We start from the raw sequence: 16,727 nt of genomic DNA on the forward strand, positions 1-16,727 counted from the left end.
CCCTCGCGGGCACTCGGTTGATATATTGGCAGCCCTGATATATCAACCGAGTGCTTCGACGTGGAGGTCACATGTCCAGGACCCTGGTCGACATCGACGACGACATGCTGGCCTTCGCCCAGCAGCAGCTCGGCACCAAGACCAAGCGGGACACCATCAACCGCGCGCTGACCATAGCGGCGGCGATCAGCGCCGACGACCGGGCCCGGGCGCTGCGCTGGCTCCAGGAGAACGCCGACGCGTTCCTGGACTTCGACGTCCTCCAGGAACGGGAGCAGCGCGGGCTGTGACGTATCTGGCCGACACCTCCGCCGTCTGGCGACTGCTGCGTGGCCGCATCGGCACCCCCTGGCCCGGCCGCGTGGCGCGTGGTCTCGTCGCCATCTGCCCTCCGGTCGAGGCCGAGCTGATGCCCGGCCTTCGAGCCGACCGTGACTACGAGCCCTTCTTCACCATGCTCGGCCAGACCTTCGGCTGGGTACCGGCGCTCGACGACCCATGGCCGAAGATCACCGCTGTGCAGAGGGATCTGGTGAGGATCGGACACCATCGCGGCCCCTCACCCATCGACATTCTGATCGCGCTCACCGCCGAGCACTACCGCCTGACCCTGCTCCACGTGGACGACGACTTCGCCGCCATCGCCAAGGTCCGGCCCGGCCTGTCGATGATCCGAGCACAGCCGGAGAGCGACTGACCCGGCCGGCCGGAGATCAGCTCCCGGACGCGTACCTCACGAAGTCCGCCCACGCCTCCGGCGCCAGCGCGAGGCGTGGGCTCGCGTCGCGGTACTTGGAGTCACGGACGTGGACGGTACCGGGGGTGGCCGCCACCTCGACGCAGGAGTCGCCCTCGTTGCCGTCGCTGTAGCTGCTCTTGAACCACGCCGGTTCGGAGGCATCCCCGGCGGAGGCCTTGCGGATCATTTCTCTCCCAGCAGTTGTTCGATGAAGGCGAGTGACTCCCCCGGCGGGAGGGCCTGCGCCCGGATGGTGCCGAACCGCAGCTCAAGGATGCGGAGCTGCCTCGGGTCGGAGATCGGCCGCCCGTTGAACGCGCCGTCAGAGCGTCCCACGGCCGTACCGTCCTCGAACTTCAGCAACTCGATCCTGCCGTCCAGGCCAGGATGGGTCTCGCGGTGCGTCGGCATCACCTGGAGGGTGACGTTACGCAACCGCCCTACCTCCAACAACCGTTCGAGCTGCTGCCGCCACACCATTGTGCCTCCGAGAGGCCGCCGCAGCGGCGCCTCTTCCAGGACGAAGCTGAGCGCAGGGGCAGGGTCCCGGTCGAAGATCGACTGCCGGGCGATGCGGGCGGCCACCATCCGCTCGACCTCCTCCTCGGAGTACGGAGGCTGCCGTGACTCGAAAGCCGCCCTGGCGTGCTCGGGTGTCTGCAACAGCCCACTGATGCTGTGGCAGACATACACCCCGAGCTCGACCGCACGCGCCTCCATCTGGGCAAGATCCCGCACCTTCTTCGGATAACGGACCTTCGCCACGTCCTCCTTCATCGCGGCGAGCAGCCCGCCCGCGCCCAGCACCTCGTCCGCCCTGTCCAGGAACTCCGGCCGGGGAATCCGCTTCCCGCCCTCGATCTTGTAGACGAGGTCCTCGCCGTACCCGACCGCCTTGCCGAAGTCGCCGGCCCGCATCCCCACGGACTCCCGGCGCAGTCTCAACTGCCGCCCCACGGTGGTGATGACCGCCACGCCCCACTCGTCGTCCGGGTCCACCTCCCACCCCGGCTCGTCAGTCTCGGTCCTGAGCTGCCGAACCTCGCTGTCCACCGACATGCGCGCGCCCCTCCGTCGTACCGCCTCGTACCAGCGACGCCCTACCCGCTCGTGCCGCCTCGACAAGCCCGGACGCCGCCGGACAACGACCAGACAGTCACTGTGAGCAATGACGTCGTCACTCTTCACGGTACGCAGGTCCGGCCACACTGAGTGACGAGAATCAGAAAGTCGTCCTGTCGGGACAGGAAGCGCCGGAACGTGGCGGCGCGGGTTCCGGTCGTACCTGCGCCCCCTATGCACCACCCACTGGGGAGAAAGAACCCCACCAAGCCCCTCCCCTCCCTCCCGCCGGGCATATTCACTCCGGCGGGTGAATATGCCCAACTGGGCTGGATTCGGCACCTGTTGTCTGGCTTACGCTCAGCGCGACAGCCCCCAAGACATGCGACGGCCCTCGCCGGGACTCGGAATCCCAATGCGAGGGCCTGACCACCAAGGAAGAAGAGACCTTCCCGATGGATACCCAAAACCCTAGCGCGCCCCCGCGCGCCCAGTCCCGTAACCGCGGCAAGAACCGCGCCGACGCACGGCCGTCGGCCGGCGTCATCCACGACAACGTCCGCCACACCGAGAACTTCACGGTGGTCGGCAACGACCTGCTCCAGCACCCGGAGCTGTCCCTGCTCGCCATCGGCCTGGGCGGGTACATCCAGTCCGTGCGCCAGGGCACGCCCGTCGACATCAAGTCCCTCGCCGCCCGCTTCCCCGAGGGCCCCACCCGCATCGCCGCCGCCCTGCGCGAGCTCGAAGCCCACGGCTACCTGCACCGCACCCGCGAGCGCACGCCCACCGGGCGGGTCGTCACCCGCACGGTCTCCCGCAACAGGCCCGGGCACCGTGCCGCCCGTGAGACGCCCTCCCCGCGGCCCGCCCGACGCGCCGCCCAGGAGAAGCCGCCGTCGCGCAAGCGCCTCCCCGCCGTGCCCCAGCCCTCCTGCTCCTCACCCGACCTCCTCCAGGCAGCCCTCGACGTCCTCACCGGCCTGCGCCGTCACGACCCCCGCCTGCTCCTCTCCGCCACCGACGCCGAACACCTCGCCCCCGGCGTCGCCGCCTGGCTGGAGCGCGAGGTCGGCCCCACCGCCGTACGCCACGCCCTGACCGAGAACCTGCCGCTCGAACCCCTGATCCGGCCGGCCGCCCTCCTCGCCCACCGCCTGACCGCCCAGCTGCCGCCCCCACCACCGTTCCGGCCCCCGGCCCCGCCGCTCCCCGAGCCCCGGCACCCGTTCCAGACCTGCGACGGCTGCGACCGCCCCTTCCGGGCCCCGGCCCCCGGCCGCTGCCGCGACTGCCGAACCGGTCACCTGGAGGACGGACGCCTAGCATGAACTCGACGATCCTTGCCCGAGCCCGTGGGCACACACGACGAGGAGCGAGCGCCATGACCATCGCACCCGACAACGCGCGGCGGGGCGCCTCCCACCCCTACCGGGCCATGCGCGACTTCGTTCAGTCCTCGGACGACACGCTGCCCGGCAAGTTCGAGATCACCAAGGAAGGGATCGTCCACGACATGATGTCGCCCAGCGGTCGGCACGAGCTGACCACACTGCGGCTCCGGAAGCGCCTGGAAAAGGTGATGCCGGAAGAGATCGTGGCGCACACCGGTGAGCCGGACGTGGAGGACGAGCCCGAAGGCGTCATGCGGCGGCCCGATCTGATGGTGATCGCCGAGGAGGACATGGACATCGAGGGGCCGTTCGACCCCCGTTCGCTCATCGCCGCCGTCGAGGTCGTCTCCCGCTCCAACCCGGACAACGACTGGGTGGGCAAAGCGCGCGACTACCCCCTGCTCGGCATCCCCGTCTACGCGGTCTTCGACCCCCGCACAGGCACCGGCGCCGTTTTCACGGACATCCACACCACCCCCGACGGCCCCCGCTACGCCACCCGCAAGGATTTCGTCTACGGCGAGGACGTCACCATCGCCGACTGGACCATCTCGACCCGGAACCTGCCGCTCTACCGCAGCGAGGACGGCGAGCAGCACTGAGGAACCACGAGGCCGACCGCACACGAACAACGTCGTCACCCACTTCCCGGACCCCGGGACCGAGCCGGCGTCCGGCGGCTGCTGAAGCGGGACGGTGACGGTGACGTCGCCGGGAACGGCAGAGGGGCCCGGCACCGACCGGTCGGATCGGTGCCGGGCCCCTCTGGCGCGGACGTCGGCGGACTACTTCGGCTGCGGCTTGCGCACCGACAGGTGCAGCTCGCGCAGGCGGGACTCGTCCAGCTCGGTCGGGGCGCCCATCATCAGGTCCTGGGCGTTGCCGTTGAGCGGGAAGGCGATGGTCTCGCGGATGTTGGGCTCGTCGGCCAGCAGCATGACGATGCGGTCCACGCCCGGGGCGATGCCACCGTGCGGCGGGGCGCCGAAGCGCAGCGCGCGCAGCATGCCGGCGAACTCGCGCTCCACGGTCTCCGCGTCGTAACCGGCGATCTCGAAGGCCTTGAGCATGATGTCCGGCTCGTGGTTCCGGATCGCGCCGGAGGACAGCTCCACGCCGTTGCAGACGATGTCGTACTGCCAGGCGAGGATGTCCAGCGGGTCCTGGTTCCGCAGCGCGTCCATGCCGCCCTGGGGCATCGAGAAGGGGTTGTGGGAGAAGTCGATCTTCCCCGTCTCCTCGTCCTTCTCGTACATCGGGAAGTCGACGATCCAGCAGAAGCGGAAGACGTTCTCCTCGAAGTACCCGGCGCGCTTGGCGGCCTCGACGCGCACCGCACCCATGATCTTGGAGACCTCGTCGAACTCGCCGGCGCCGAAGAACACCGCGTGGCCGGGGGCCAGCGCGAGACGCTTGGTCAGCTCGGCGACGTTCGCCTCGGTGAGGAACTTGGCGATCGGGCCGGACAGCGTGCCGTCCTCGCCGACGCGGACCCAGGCCAGACCCTTGGCGCCCTGCGAGACGGCGTAGTCACCGAGCTGGTCGAAGAACTTGCGGGGCTGCGCCGAGACGTCCGGGACGGGCAGCGCGCGCACGTGCTTGCCGGCGAAGGCCTTGAACTCCGAGCCCTCGAAGACGTCGGTGATGTCGACCAGCTCCAGCTGGGCGCGCAGGTCCGGCTTGTCGGAGCCGTACTTCAGCATCGCCTCGCGGAACGGGATCCGCGGGAACGGCGAGGTGACCTCGCGGCCGTTGCCGAACTCCGTGAACAGCTCCGTCATCAGCTGCTCGATCGGCTGGAAGACGTCCTCCTGCTCGACGAAGCTCATCTCGACGTCGAGCTGGTAGAACTCGCCCGGCGAGCGGTCGGCGCGGGCGTCCTCGTCGCGGAAGCAGGGCGCGATCTGGAAGTACCGGTCGAAGCCGGAGATCATCAGCAGCTGCTTGAACTGCTGCGGCGCCTGCGGCAGCGCGTAGAAGCGGCCGGCGTGCAGGCGGGAGGGGACGACGAAGTCGCGGGCGCCCTCGGGGGATGTGGCGGTGAGGATGGGCGTCGCCATCTCGTTGAAGCCCAGCGCCACCATCTTGCTGCGGATCGAGGAGATGACCGCCGTGCGCAGCATGATGTTGCGGTGCATGCGCTCGCGGCGCAGGTCCAGGAAGCGGTACTCCAGGCGCCGCTCCTCGTTGACCCCGTCCTCGGTGTTGATGGTGAAGGGCAGCGGCTGGGCGGCGCCGAGCAGCTCGACCTCGCCCACCTCGACCTCGATCTCGCCGGTGGGCAGGTCGGGGTTGACGTTCTCGGCGCCGCGCGAGACGACCTTGCCGTCGACCCGGACGGTCGATTCCTTGGTCAGCCTGTCGAGCGCCTCGTACGCCTCCGTGCCCGGACGGGCGACGAGCTGGGTGATGCCGTAGTGATCGCGCAGATCGATGAAGAGGATGCCGCCCAGGTCGCGCCGATTGTGCAGCCAGCCACTCAGCCGGACGTCGGTGCCGACGTCAGAGGAGCGGAGCTCGCCGCAGGTGTGGGACCTGTACCGATGCATCGTCGTTCATCCAGTCTTCGCTGATCGGGGGTGTGTCCCACGGCTCTCACGGGGCCCACGTCGTGTGCCCCCGCCGTCCGTGTTTCACGTGAAACAACCCCAGCGTACCGGGGACCCGCCGCTCGCTTCCTCACCATCGCGGCGAGGGCGAGCGGTGGCAGTGTCGGAACACCTCTTCTTAGAGTAGGGAAATGCGCACTGGTGAGCCCCTGCCGGAGGTGGGGGACGTCCTCGCCGTCCTGGCGACCGGCCTGTGGCACTGGGACACCGCCACCGGGCAGGTCACGGTCGACGCCGAGGCAGCCCGCCTGCTCGGTCTGCCCGCGAAACGCGCGACGCTCACCGAGGCACAGGTGCGTGCACGTTTCCACCCGGTCGACTGGAACGAGATCACCGGCGTCGTCCGGCTCGCCGCCTCCGAGCACACCCTCGCCGAGGTCCGGATCCGCATCATGGACGAGCACAAGCAGGTGCTCCGCGTCGTCCGCAGCCGTTCCAAGCCGACCTTCGATCCGGCCCGCAAGGCGTACGAGCTGATCGGCACGCTCCAGGAGGTCACCGAGCCGGCCCCGGGGGCGTCCGCCGAACGCCCCGCGGTCACCGGCGACTGGCGCCGCTCCCGGGAGGCGTTCCTGCTGGACGCGGGGCGGGCGCTGGCCGAGGCGCGGTCGACCGAGGAGGTGCTGCGGGTCGCGGCGGGCCTGTCGATGCCGGGCTTCACACCGGACGGGCTCGCCGTGTTCGGGGTGTCGGGCGACCGCCTCACGGTCGTCGGCCACCACGGTCAGCCGCAGAACGACAAGGACCCGTTCGTGGACATGCCGCTGGACACGGACTACCCGGCCGCCGAGGTGGTCCGCACCGGCCGTGCCGTCTATCTCTCCTCCCCGGAGGAGTACCGCTCCCGCTACCCGATCACCTGGACGCTCGCCGAACGCTTCGGACGCCGTTCCTGGGCCTTTCTGCCGCTGACCGTGGCGGGACGCACGATGGGCGCCTGGATGGCGGCCTTCTCCTACCCGGTGGCGTTCACCCCCGACGAACGGTCGGTGCTGACCACCGTGGCGCGGATGCTGGCCCAGGCGCTGTCCCGGGCCGGGGCCGCCGAGACCCAGCGGGAGCTGGCCGAGGGACTGCAGCGCAGCATGCTGCCGGTGCTGGGCCCGGAGATCCCCGGCATGGGCATCGCCGCCCGCTACGTCCCCACCGGCGGCGGACTCCAGGTCGGCGGCGACTGGTACGACATGATCCCGCTGCCCGCGGGCCGGTTCGCCCTGGTCATCGGTGATGTGCAGGGCCACGACGTCCGGGCGGCCGGGCTGATGGGCCAGCTGCGCATCGCCCTGCGCGCCTACGCCTCGGAGGGCCACCGCCCCGACGCGGTGCTCGCCCGCGCCTCCCACTTCTTCCACGGCCTGACCTCCGAGGACGATCCCGCGGACTCGCGCTTCGCGACCTGCTACTACGCCGAGGTCGACCCCGCCACCGGCACCGTGGAGAGCGCCCGCGCCGGACATCTGGACCCGGTCGTACGCATGGCGGACGGGACGGCGCTGATCCTGGCCACGGAGGGCGGCCTGCCCCTCGGCATCGACCCGGACTCCGACTACCCGACGACGCGGATGGCCCTGGAGCCCGGGGACACCCTGATGATGTGCACGGACGGCCTGGTCGAGACCGGCGGCCACGATCTGCAGACCGGCTGGCACCGCCTCCGCGTGGTCCTGGAGGAGCACGAGGGCGGCCTGGAGGAGCTGGCGGACGCCCTGGTCCAGGCCGTGCACGGGCCCTCCTCCCACCACACCACGGGCCCGCTGGCCGACCGGCGCGAGGACGACATCGCCCTGCTGCTGCTGTGCCGGCAGGGCGAGGGCTGCGGCTTCGGCACGAGCACCGTCGCCCCGGCGCCCGTACGGCGCACGATGCTCACCGTCGCCCAGGCCGAGCCGGAGCGCATCGCCACCGCCCGGCAGCTGCTGCGGGACCTGCTGCACGACTGGCCCGACGAGGAGCAGCGCGACGCCGCGGTGCTCCTGCTCTCCGAGATGCTGGCGAACGTCCTGGTCCACACCGACGCCGACGCGCTGCTGGTCGCCGAGGTCGCCGGCGAGCCGGGCGAGCGGCGGATCCGGGTGGAGGTCACCGACAACGGCGACGACCTGCCGCACAAGCGCCGGCCCGGGGAGATGGCGTCCTCCGGCCGCGGTCTGATGCTGGTCGAGCTGCTCGCGGACGCCTGGGGCGTCGCCCCGCGCGGCAAGGGCAAGAGCATCTGGTACGAGCTCTACGAGCCCGGACCCGAGCCCGGGGGCGCCTTGGGGGGCGGCGCGGCGGGCGCTCCGCCGGCCGCGTAGTGCCCCCGCAGCTCGTGGACGATCCCGAACGCGGCGGCGGTGAGGGGCACGGCGAGCAGCATGCCCAGGATGCCCGCCACCGACGCCCCGGCGGTGAGCGCCAGCAGCACGACGGCCGGGTGCATCTGCACGGTCCGGCTCTGGACCATCGGCTGGAGCACGTGCCCCTCCAGCACCTGCACGGCCAGCACCACCCCGAGGGCCCACAGCGCGATGGCGAACCCGCGGTCGGCGAGCGCGACCAGCACGGCGACCGCCCCGGAGATGAAGGCGCCGAGGTAGGGGATGTAGGCGCCGACGAAGACCAGCGCGCCGAGCCCGACCGCGCCGGGCACGCGGAGCACCAGCAGGCCGACGGTGATGCAGACGGCGTCGATGAGGGCGATGAAGGTGGTGCCCCGCATGAAGCCCTCGACGGCGCCGAAGGCCCGCCGGGCCATCGCCTCGGTCATGTCGGCGCTGTGCCGGGGGACGAGCGAGCGCACCGTGCCGACGGCGCGGTCGGAGTCGCGCAGGAAGAAGAAGACCAGCAGCAGCGCGAGGACCGCCATGGCCATCATCTCGCCGGCCACGCTCACCCCGCTGATCACCCCGGAGGCGGCCGTGCCGCCGAACTTGCCGAGCAGTTCGCGCGCGTTGGACGCGAGGTCGTCCAGCGATGTGCCGGCCGTCCCGAAGTGGTCGGCGACGCCCCGCGCCGCGTCCCTGAGGGAGGCGATGATCTGGTCGCCGGTGTCGATGAGCGCGGCGACGACGATGTACACGGCCCCGCCGACCACGGCCAGCACGGCGACGCAGGTGATCCCCGCGGCCAGCGACCGCTGGACGTGCGCCTTCACCAGCCGCCGGTACAGCGGCCGGAGCAGGGCGGTGCCGAGCAGGGCGAGCAGCGCCGGTGTCACCGCGGTGCGGAGCTCGACGCACAGCCGGACGGCGACGTAGCCGACGCCGGCGGCGAGCAGGACGACGACGCACCAGGCGGCGAAGCGGCGTACCGGACCGGGGAGCAGGTGCACCGCTCCAGCCGATCACGCGCCGGGCGGGCTGTCCTGTGCGGACGGCCCGCCCGGGTGAGACCGCGCCCGCCGTACGCCGGTCAGGCGCCGGGGCCCTCGGCGGTCATGCCGTGCACCGCGGGGACGGTGCCCAGGCGGCCCTTCTGGAAGTCCTCGAAGGCCTGCATCAGCTCGGCCTTGGTGTTCATCACGAACGGGCCGTAGTGGGCCATCGGCTCCCGGATGGGCCGGCCGCCGAGGAGGACGATCTCCAGGTCCGGGGTGTGGGAGTCCTGCTTCTCGTCCGCGCGGACGGTCAGGGAGCCTCCGGCGCCGAAGACCGCGGTCTGGCCGAGGCGGATCGGCCGGCGCTCGGCACCGACGCTGCCGCGTCCGGCCATCACGTACGCGAGCCCGTTGAACTCCTCCCGCCAGGGCAGGGTGACCTCGGCGCCCGGCGCGAGCGTGGCGTGGACCATGGTGATCGGCGTGTGCGTGATGCCGGGGCCCTCGTGGCCGTCCAGCTCACCGGCGATGACGCGCAGCAGCGCGCCGCCGTCGGGGGAGGTGAGCAGCTGGACGCTGCCGCTGCGGATGTCCTGGTAGCGCGGGGCCATCATCTTGTCCCTGGCCGGGAGGTTCACCCACAGCTGGAGGCCGTGGAAGAGGCCGCCGGAGACGACCAGCGACTCCGGCGGGGCCTCGATGTGGAGGAGGCCCGAGCCCGCGGTCATCCACTGGGTGTCGCCGTCGGTGATGGTGCCGCCACCGCCGTGGGAGTCCTGGTGGTCGAAGATCCCGTCGATGATGTAGGTGACGGTCTCGAAGCCGCGGTGCGGGTGCCAGGGCGTGCCCTTGGGCTCTCCGGGCGCGTACTCCACCTCACCCATCTGGTCCATCATGATGAACGGGTCGAGATGGCGGTAATTGATCCCGGCGAACGCGCGGCGCACCGGGAAGCCCTCGCCCTCGAAACCGCTGGGCGCGGTCGTGACGGTGAGCACGGGGCGTGCCACGGCGTCGGCGGGTGCGGATACGCGGGGCAGCGTCAACGGGTTCTCGACGGTCACGGCGGGCATGACGACCTCCTCGGGCGGTGTACGCCCACTTTAGTTGAGCGTTGAACTTCTTGTCACCCCGAACGACGAAAGCCCGGAGGGAATTCCCTCCGGGCCCGTCGGCCGTGCGTAGACGGCGCAGTCAGCCGAGGCCGAGCGCGTGGACGACCGCCCAGACCATCAGCCCCGCCGCCGCGGCGACCATGGGCACCCCCACCGCCAGCAGCAGCGCGGCCCCGGTGAGCCACCCGGCGGTGCCGCGGTGGACCTTGTTCGTGCGGGGGTCGCGGGGGTCGTAGAGGATGTCGGCCCGCTCCACGCCGCCGACCGGGCCCGAGCGCTCGTGCTCCCGCCCCTCGGCGTCGGTGAAGACGTACCGGTGGCTCACGTGGATCTGCGCCCAGTCGGCGACGGCGACCGCTTCCGACGTGCCCGCCGGCCGGCCCTCGGCCACGACCCCGCGCCGCCGCAGGACCCACGCCGTGCGGCCCACCCGCAGCCCGCCGCCGGCCGTCACCGCGCCGAACCCGCCCACGACCGGGCCCAGCAGCCAGCACACGTAGGACCGGGCGTCCGCGCCGCGGACCGCGAAGAGCACGAGCACGAGGACGAAGACGAGGGCGGCGCCGACCGCGATCCCGCCGCCGGGCGACATGCCCGTCGGACGCGGGGCGGCGGAGGACGCGGCCGTACTCCTGGGGGTCACATCGGCACGATAGGAGCCTCCCCCCGGCGGAGGGAACCGCTCCGCCGGGTCCGGCCCCGGAGAGCGGCGAGACACGGCCACGCCCTCCGCGCGGAGCCTCGGCCGCCCGCGGAGCGACGAGGAGCGGCGTCTAGCCGTACATCCGGCGCATCGCGAAGTCGACCATCTGCTCCACGGCCTTGGCGTCGAAGACCATCCGGTGCTCGCCCTCCATGTCGAGGACGAAGCCGTAGCCGGTCGGCAGCAGGTCGATCACCTCGGCGCCGGTGATCACGAAGTACTTGGACTCCTTGCCCGCGTACCGGCGCAGCTCCTTGAGCGAGGTGAACATCGGGATCACCGGCTGCTGGGTGTTGTGCAGCGCCAGGAAACCGGGGTTGTCGCCGCGCGGGCAGTAGACCTTCGAGGTGGCGAAGATCTGCTGGAAGTCCTCGGCGGCCAGCTGCCCGGTGGTGAAGGCGCGCACCGCGTCGGCGAGCGAGGGCGGGGACGGCTCGGGGTACAGCGGCGGCTGCTGCCCGTACCCGCCGGACATCGGCTGCTGCGGCGGGGCGTACTGCTGCTGCTGTTGGCCCGCGGTCTGGTCGTAGCCGTACATGCCGCAAAGAGTAGCGAGTGACGGGTCACAGAGGGGCGGTGCGGGGTTGCTTCTTATTACCGGCGGGTAGCATCATCGGAGCTACTAGTTGGTACGTGTACAGGACGCGAGGATCCAGTGCCTCGCCGATCTATCGACGGAGCCGTCGCCATGGGGCACTACAAGCCGAATCTCCGGGACATCGAGTTCAACCTCTTCGAGGTGCTCGGCCGTGACAAGGTGTACGGCACGGGCCCGTTCGCGGAGATGGACACCGACACCGCCAGGAGCGTTCTCGAGGAGCTGTGCCGCCTCTCGGAGAACGAGCTGGCGGAGTCCTTCGCGGACGCCGACCGCAACCCGCCGGTCTTCGACCCGGAGACCAACACCGCACCGGTCCCCGCGTCCTTCAAGAAGAGCTACCAGGCCTTCATGGACTCCGAGTACTGGCGTCTCGGCCTGCCCGAGGAGATCGGCGGCACCACCTCGCCCCGCTCCCTCATCTGGGCCTACGCGGAGCTGATCCTCGGCGCCAACCCGGCCGTGTGGATGTACTCCTCCGGCCCCGCCTTCGCGGGCATCCTCTTCGAGGAGGGCAACGAGGTCCAGAAGCACATCGCCAAGATCGCCGTCGAGAAGCAGTGGGGCTCGACGATGGTCCTCACCGAGCCGGACGCCGGCTCGGACGTCGGCGCCGGCCGCACCAGGGCCGTGCAGCAGGAGGACGGCTCCTGGCACATCGAGGGCGTGAAGCGCTTCATCACGTCCGGCGAGCACGACATGTCGGAGAACATCCTCCACTACGTCCTCGCCCGCCCCGAGGGCGCCGGCCCCGGCACCAAGGGCCTGTCCCTCTTCCTCGTCCCGAAGTACGAGTTCGACTTCGAGACCGGCGAGCTGGGCGCGCGCAACGGCGTCTACGCCACCAACGTCGAGCACAAGATGGGCCTGAAGGCCTCCAACACCTGCGAGATGACCTTCGGCGACCGCCACCCCGCCAAGGGCTGGCTGATCGGCGACAAGCACGACGGCATCCGCCAGATGTTCCGCATCATCGAGTTCGCCCGCATGATGGTCGGCACGAAGGCGATCTCCACCCTCTCCACGGGCTACCTCAACGCCCTGGAGTACGCCAAGGAGCGCGTCCAGGGCCCCGACCTGGCCAACTTCATGGACAAGACGGCCCCCAAGGTCACCATCACGCACCACCCGGACGTCCGCCGCTCGCTGATGACGCAGAAGGCGTACGCCGAGGGCATGCGCGCCCTGGTGATGTACACCGCCTCGATCCAGGACGAGATCCAGATCAAGGAGGCGAACGGCGAGGACGCCACCGCCGCGCACGCCCTCAACGACCTGCTCCTGCCCATCGTCAAGGGTTACGGCTCCGAGAAGGCCTACGAGCAGCTCGCCCAGTCCCTGCAGACCTTCGGTGGCTCCGGCTTCCTGCAGGAGTACCCGATCGAGCAGTACATCCGCGACTCCAAGATCGACACCCTGTACGAGGGCACCACGGCGATCCAGGGCCAGGACTACTTCTTCCGGAAGATCGTCCGCAACCAGGGCGCCGCGCTGAACACGCTCGCCGAGGACATCAAGAAGTTCCTGGCGCTCGCCACCGGCGGCGAGGAGCTGGCCGGCGCCCGCGAGCACCTGGCCAAGGCCGCCGTCGAGCTGGAGGCCATCGTCGGCCTGATGCTCACCGACCTCGCGGCCACCGAGCAGGACGTCAAGAACATCTACAAGGTGGGTCTCAACACCACCCGCCTGCTCATGGCCTCCGGTGACGTGATCGTCGGCTACCTGCTCCTCAAGGGCGCCGCCGTGGCCGCCGAGAAGCTGCCGACCGCCTCCGCCAAGGACAAGGCCTTCTACACCGGCAAGATCGCCGCGGCGAAGTTCTTCGCGGCCAACGTCCTGCCCGGCGTCACCCTGGCCCGCAAGGTCGCCCAGGGCGTCGAGCTGGACCTGATGGAGCTGGACGAGGCCGCCTTCTAGGCCCGCCGGGGCTCCGCCCCCGCCCACTTCGCAAGGGCCCGCTCCCGGTACACGGGTAGCGGGCCCTCGTACGTCGTTAAGGTGATCCCATGAGCGCACCCTCCCGTTTCGGCCAAGGCCACACCGACGATCTGATGTCCTTCCTGGCGGCGAGCCCCACGCCGTACCACGCGGTGGCGAACGTCGCCCAGCGGCTGGAGAAGGCCGGTTTCCGGCAGGTCGTGGAGACGGACGCCTGGGAAGGGACGACGGGCGGCAAGTACGTGCTGCGCGGCGGCGCGATCGTGGCCTGGTACGTCCCCGAGGGCGCCGCGCCGCACACCCCCTTCCGCATCGTCGGCGCGCACACCGACTCCCCCAACCTGCGGGTGAAGCCGCGGCCCGACAGCGGCGCGCACGGCTGGCGCCAGATCGCCGTGGAGATCTACGGCGGACCGCTGATGAACTCCTGGCTCGACCGCGACCTGGGCCTGGCCGGCCGCCTGAGCCTGCGCGACGGCTCCACGTGCCTGGTCGACGTCGACCGGCCGCTGCTGCGCGTCCCGCAGCTCGCCATCCACATGGACCGCAACGTGTCCACGGAGGGCCTCAAGCTCGACAAGCAGCGCCACCTCCAGCCCGTGTGGGGCCTCGGCGACACCGTCCGCGACGGCGACCTCATCTCCTTCCTGGAGGAGGAGGCGGGGCTGGAGCCGGGCACGGTCACCGGCTGGGACCTGATGACCCACTCCGTGGAGCCGCCCGCCTACCTCGGCCGCGACCGGGAACTGGTGGCCGGCCCCCGCATGGACAACCTGCTGTCCGTGCACGCCGGAACCGCCGCCCTGGCCGCCGTAGCCGCATCGGGCGCGGACCTGCCGTACATCCCCGTGCTGGCCGCCTTCGACCACGAGGAGAACGGCTCCCAGTCGGACACCGGTGCCGACGGCCCGCTGCTCGGCGGTGTCCTGGAGCGCTCGGTGTTCGCACGCGGCGGCTCCTACGAGGACCGGGCGCGGGCCTTCGCCGGCACCGTCTGCCTGTCCTCCGACACCGGCCACGCCGTCCACCCCAACTACGCGGAACGGCACGACCCCACGCACCACCCGCGCGTCAACGGCGGCCCCATCCTCAAGGTCAACGTCAACAACCGCTACGCCACGGACGGTTCGGGCCGCGCGGTCTTCGCCGCGGCCTGCGAGAAGGCGGACGTCCCCTTCCAGACCTTCGTCTCCAACAACTCCATGCCCTGCGGCACCACCATCGGCCCCATCACCGCGGCCCGGCACGGCATCCGCACCGTCGACATCGGCGTGGCCATCCTGTCGATGCACAGCGCACGGGAGTTGTGCGGCGCCGAGGACCCGCACCTGCTGGCCGACGCGCTGGCGGCATTCCTGCGGGGCTGAGCCCGCCGCGCGTCCGGGCGGGAACGGCCTTGCTCCGCATGGCCGTTCCCGCCGGGGGTACCCGAACGGAACCGGATCGACCGGAAGACCGGACAGACCGGATCTACAGGGAGGCGACACTCATGGGCCTCGGCGGGTGCATCATCCTCATCGCCGTGGGAGCCATCCTCACGTTCGCGACCGACTGGGACATGCAGGGGGTCAACCTCGACCTGGTCGGCGTCATCTTCATGATCGTCGGCCTGATCGGTGTCGCGACGTTCAGCAGCATCGCCCGGCGCCGCCGCGTCGTGATGCCGCCGACGACCCCGGTCGTCGAGGAACGTCCCCACGGCACCCGGAACGGGTACGACAACGGCTACGGCGTCTGAGCGGCACCGCACGCACCGCACGCACCGCACACGCCGGGCACGCCGGACGTACCCGGCCGGGAGCGCCCACTCGGCCTGTCGGCCTACCGTCCGCGTCCCGGCGAGCTCGGCGGGGAAGCGGTTACGGCATGAGATTCCTCGTGTACGACCGGCTCCTCGGCTTCGGTGACGACTACTGGATCGAGGACGCCGACGGCAACAAGGCGTTCCTCGTCGACGGCAAGGCGATGCGGCTGCGGGACACCTGGGAGCTGAAGGACACCCAGGGGCGGGTGCTCATCGGCATCCGCCAGAAGATGTTCGCCCTGCGCGACACCATGGTGATCGAGCGGGGCGGCGAGCCGCTGGCGACCCTGAGGCGCAAGCGCCTGTCGTTGCTGCGCAACCACTACCGGGTCGCCCTGGCCGACGGCACCGAGCTGGACGTCAGCGGCAGGATCCTCGACCGGGAGTTCGCCGTCGAGTACGACGGTGAGCTGCTGGCCGTCGTCTCCCGGCGGTGGCTGACCCTCCGGGACGCCTACGGCGTGGACGTCGTCCGGGACGACGCGGACCCGGCACTGCTGATCGCCCTGGCGGTGTGCGTGATCCACCTGGCGGAGAAGGAACGGGAAGCCCGGGAGGAGCGGGAGGACCGGTAGGAGCGGGAGGCCGGCAGGAGCGGGGGCCGGCCGGGCCGGACGCGCCGCCGGTGCTCAGCGTCGCGGTTCCGCCAGGCCCAGCACCCGGTCCTTCAGGGCCGGGAACCGCTCGCGGGTCCGCGCCACCTCCACCGGGTCGAACTCCACGGTGAGGACCTCCTCGTCCGCGCCGGCCTCCGCCAGCACCTCGCCCCACGGATCGACCACGAGCGAGTGACCGGCCTGCACAACCCCGGCGTGGGTACCGGCCGTTCCGCAGGCGAGGACGAACGCCTGGTTCTCCACCGCCCGGGCCCGGGCCAGCAGCGTCCAGTGGGAGCGGCGTCGCTCGGGCCAGCCCGCCGGGACGACGAGGGTCTCGGCACCGGCGTCGACGAGGCCGCGGAAGAGCTCGGGGAAGCGGAGGTCGTAGCAGGTCGCCACGCCCAGGGTGGTCTCCGGCAGACGGACCGTCACCAGCTCGCTCCCCGCGCCCATCAGCACCGCCTCGCCCTTGTCGAAGCCGAAGCGGTGGATCTTGCGGTAGGAGGCGGCCAGGTCGCCGGAGGGGGAGAAGAGGAGGGAGGTGTTGTAGAGCAGCCCGTCGGGGGCGCGCTCGGGGACGGAGCCCGCGTGCAGCCACACGCCGGCGTCGCCCGCCGCCCGCGCCATCACCTCGTACGTCGGTCCCCGGAGCGGCTCGGCACGGGTGCCGAACTCCTCGAAGGCGAAGGCGCCCGTGGTCCACAGCTCCGGCAGCACGACGAGATCGGCGCCCGCCTGCTCCCGGACCATCGACGCGGCACGGCGGCGGCGCGCTTCGACCGGTTCGTCCTCGTTCACGGCGATCTGAAGCAATGAGGCGCGCACACTACCACCGTCCTGGTATCCGACCCATCCGCTCGGGCCTACGATC

17 protein-coding genes are annotated in these 16,727 nt (G+C 71.1%); 9 read left to right on the forward strand and 8 right to left on the reverse strand.

The window, feature by feature from the left end; translation table 11 throughout:
• Window positions 1-71 precede the first annotated feature (71 nt).
• A complete protein-coding gene (locus tag ACFYOJ_RS08990) occupies window positions 72-290 on the forward strand; it encodes a type II toxin-antitoxin system VapB family antitoxin (protein WP_356557531.1) in 219 nt (72 codons plus the stop codon).
• Window positions 287-697, forward strand: a complete 411-nt coding sequence (locus ACFYOJ_RS08995; protein ID WP_356557530.1) for a PIN domain-containing protein — start codon at window positions 287-289, stop codon at window positions 695-697. The genes ACFYOJ_RS08990 and ACFYOJ_RS08995 overlap by 4 nt, the downstream gene beginning before the upstream one ends.
• Window positions 698-713: 16 nt before the next feature.
• Here ACFYOJ_RS08995 and ACFYOJ_RS09000 read toward each other — a convergent pair whose 3' ends face one another.
• Together ACFYOJ_RS09000 and ACFYOJ_RS09005 are read right to left on the reverse strand one after the other, a co-directional pair.
• Window positions 714-926 carry a DUF397 domain-containing protein gene (locus tag ACFYOJ_RS09000; RefSeq protein ID WP_356557529.1) on the reverse strand — a complete coding sequence of 71 codons (213 nt, stop codon included), beginning with the start codon at window positions 924-926 and terminating at the stop codon, window positions 714-716.
• Window positions 923-1,798, reverse strand: coding sequence for a helix-turn-helix transcriptional regulator (locus ACFYOJ_RS09005; RefSeq protein ID WP_356557528.1), 876 nt, complete (start codon window positions 1,796-1,798; stop codon window positions 923-925). The genes ACFYOJ_RS09000 and ACFYOJ_RS09005 overlap by 4 nt, the downstream gene beginning before the upstream one ends.
• Before the next feature lie 458 nt (window positions 1,799-2,256).
• On the opposite strand from ACFYOJ_RS09005, the gene ACFYOJ_RS09010 reads away from it, so the two are divergent.
• Both ACFYOJ_RS09010 and ACFYOJ_RS09015 read left to right on the forward strand, forming a co-directional pair.
• Window positions 2,257-3,132, forward strand: a complete 876-nt coding sequence (locus ACFYOJ_RS09010; RefSeq protein ID WP_356557527.1) for a helix-turn-helix domain-containing protein — start codon at window positions 2,257-2,259, stop codon at window positions 3,130-3,132.
• Between the two features lie 53 nt (window positions 3,133-3,185).
• Entirely contained in the window at window positions 3,186-3,797 is a 612-nt protein-coding gene (locus ACFYOJ_RS09015; protein ID WP_356557526.1) for a Uma2 family endonuclease, read from the forward strand.
• A gap of 183 nt (window positions 3,798-3,980) precedes the next feature.
• On the opposite strand, the gene aspS is transcribed toward ACFYOJ_RS09015, so the two are convergent.
• A complete protein-coding gene (aspS, locus tag ACFYOJ_RS09020) occupies window positions 3,981-5,744 on the reverse strand; it encodes an aspartate--tRNA ligase (protein ID WP_356557525.1) in 1,764 nt (587 codons plus the stop codon).
• 191 nt (window positions 5,745-5,935) lie between these two features.
• Between aspS and ACFYOJ_RS09025 the strand changes: the two genes are divergently transcribed.
• Complete coding sequence (locus ACFYOJ_RS09025; RefSeq protein ID WP_356557524.1) at window positions 5,936-8,098, forward strand: SpoIIE family protein phosphatase; 2,163 nt, start codon at window positions 5,936-5,938, stop codon at window positions 8,096-8,098.
• On the opposite strand, the gene ACFYOJ_RS09030 is transcribed toward ACFYOJ_RS09025, so the two are convergent.
• The 4 genes from ACFYOJ_RS09030 to ACFYOJ_RS09045 all read right to left on the reverse strand — a co-directional run bounded on the left by ACFYOJ_RS09030 (window position 8,029) and on the right by ACFYOJ_RS09045 (window position 11,455).
• Window positions 8,029-9,114 carry an AI-2E family transporter gene (locus ACFYOJ_RS09030; protein WP_356557523.1) on the reverse strand — a complete coding sequence of 362 codons (1,086 nt, stop codon included), beginning with the start codon at window positions 9,112-9,114 and terminating at the stop codon, window positions 8,029-8,031. The two genes, ACFYOJ_RS09025 and ACFYOJ_RS09030, sit on opposite strands and share 70 nt — an antisense overlap.
• Before the next feature lie 80 nt (window positions 9,115-9,194).
• Window positions 9,195-10,172: a pirin family protein gene (locus ACFYOJ_RS09035; RefSeq protein WP_356557522.1), complete on the reverse strand. Its 978-nt coding sequence runs from the start codon at window positions 10,170-10,172 to the stop codon at window positions 9,195-9,197.
• Between the two features lie 121 nt (window positions 10,173-10,293).
• Window positions 10,294-10,857, reverse strand: a complete 564-nt coding sequence (locus tag ACFYOJ_RS09040; RefSeq protein WP_356557521.1) for a hypothetical protein — start codon at window positions 10,855-10,857, stop codon at window positions 10,294-10,296.
• A gap of 130 nt (window positions 10,858-10,987) precedes the next feature.
• The gene (locus tag ACFYOJ_RS09045) at window positions 10,988-11,455 is read right to left on the reverse strand and encodes an SseB family protein (protein ID WP_356557520.1); all 468 of its coding nucleotides are present in this window, start codon (window positions 11,453-11,455) and stop codon (window positions 10,988-10,990) included.
• Window positions 11,456-11,605: 150 nt separating this feature from the next.
• Between ACFYOJ_RS09045 and ACFYOJ_RS09050 the strand changes: the two genes are divergently transcribed.
• From ACFYOJ_RS09050 to ACFYOJ_RS09065, 4 genes are all read left to right on the forward strand, one after another.
• The gene (locus tag ACFYOJ_RS09050) at window positions 11,606-13,432 is read left to right on the forward strand and encodes an acyl-CoA dehydrogenase (RefSeq protein ID WP_356557519.1); all 1,827 of its coding nucleotides are present in this window, start codon (window positions 11,606-11,608) and stop codon (window positions 13,430-13,432) included.
• A gap of 89 nt (window positions 13,433-13,521) precedes the next feature.
• Window positions 13,522-14,820, forward strand: coding sequence for a M18 family aminopeptidase (locus tag ACFYOJ_RS09055; protein WP_356557518.1), 1,299 nt, complete (start codon window positions 13,522-13,524; stop codon window positions 14,818-14,820).
• 122 nt (window positions 14,821-14,942) lie between these two features.
• Complete coding sequence (locus ACFYOJ_RS09060) at window positions 14,943-15,191, forward strand: DUF6458 family protein (RefSeq protein WP_356557517.1); 249 nt, start codon at window positions 14,943-14,945, stop codon at window positions 15,189-15,191.
• 128 nt (window positions 15,192-15,319) lie between these two features.
• Window positions 15,320-15,832: an LURP-one-related family protein gene (locus ACFYOJ_RS09065; protein ID WP_356557516.1), complete on the forward strand. Its 513-nt coding sequence runs from the start codon at window positions 15,320-15,322 to the stop codon at window positions 15,830-15,832.
• 54 nt (window positions 15,833-15,886) lie between these two features.
• Here the strand turns inward: ACFYOJ_RS09065 and ACFYOJ_RS09070 are convergent, their stop codons facing one another.
• Window positions 15,887-16,681: a carbon-nitrogen family hydrolase gene (locus ACFYOJ_RS09070; RefSeq protein WP_356557515.1), complete on the reverse strand. Its 795-nt coding sequence runs from the start codon at window positions 16,679-16,681 to the stop codon at window positions 15,887-15,889.
• Between the last annotated feature and the right edge of the window lie 46 nt (window positions 16,682-16,727).

The sequence above is a fragment of the Streptomyces sp. NPDC006384 genome (assembly GCF_042870695.1).
Lineage (GTDB): Bacteria > Actinomycetota > Actinomycetes > Streptomycetales > Streptomycetaceae > Streptomyces.

Excerpts from the sequence above, each read along its gene's own strand:
- ACFYOJ_RS08990 (WP_356557531.1), top strand. The coding sequence starts at position 72 with ATGTCCAGGACCCTGGTCGACATCGACGACGACATGCTGGCCTTCGCC.
- ACFYOJ_RS09000 (WP_356557529.1), bottom strand. The coding sequence starts at position 926 with ATGATCCGCAAGGCCTCCGCCGGGGATGCCTCCGAACCGGCGTGGTTC.
- ACFYOJ_RS09005 (WP_356557528.1), bottom strand. The coding sequence starts at position 1,798 with ATGTCGGTGGACAGCGAGGTTCGGCAGCTCAGGACCGAGACTGACGAG.
- ACFYOJ_RS09010 (WP_356557527.1), top strand. The coding sequence starts at position 2,257 with ATGGATACCCAAAACCCTAGCGCGCCCCCGCGCGCCCAGTCCCGTAAC.
- ACFYOJ_RS09015 (WP_356557526.1), top strand. The coding sequence starts at position 3,186 with ATGACCATCGCACCCGACAACGCGCGGCGGGGCGCCTCCCACCCCTAC.
- aspS (WP_356557525.1), bottom strand. The coding sequence starts at position 5,744 with ATGCATCGGTACAGGTCCCACACCTGCGGCGAGCTCCGCTCCTCTGAC.
- ACFYOJ_RS09025 (WP_356557524.1), top strand. The coding sequence starts at position 5,936 with ATGCGCACTGGTGAGCCCCTGCCGGAGGTGGGGGACGTCCTCGCCGTC.
- ACFYOJ_RS09035 (WP_356557522.1), bottom strand. The coding sequence starts at position 10,172 with ATGCCCGCCGTGACCGTCGAGAACCCGTTGACGCTGCCCCGCGTATCC.
- ACFYOJ_RS09045 (WP_356557520.1), bottom strand. The coding sequence starts at position 11,455 with ATGTACGGCTACGACCAGACCGCGGGCCAACAGCAGCAGCAGTACGCC.
- ACFYOJ_RS09050 (WP_356557519.1), top strand. The coding sequence starts at position 11,606 with ATGGGGCACTACAAGCCGAATCTCCGGGACATCGAGTTCAACCTCTTC.
- ACFYOJ_RS09055 (WP_356557518.1), top strand. The coding sequence starts at position 13,522 with ATGAGCGCACCCTCCCGTTTCGGCCAAGGCCACACCGACGATCTGATG.
- ACFYOJ_RS09060 (WP_356557517.1), top strand. The coding sequence starts at position 14,943 with ATGGGCCTCGGCGGGTGCATCATCCTCATCGCCGTGGGAGCCATCCTC.
- ACFYOJ_RS09065 (WP_356557516.1), top strand. The coding sequence starts at position 15,320 with ATGAGATTCCTCGTGTACGACCGGCTCCTCGGCTTCGGTGACGACTAC.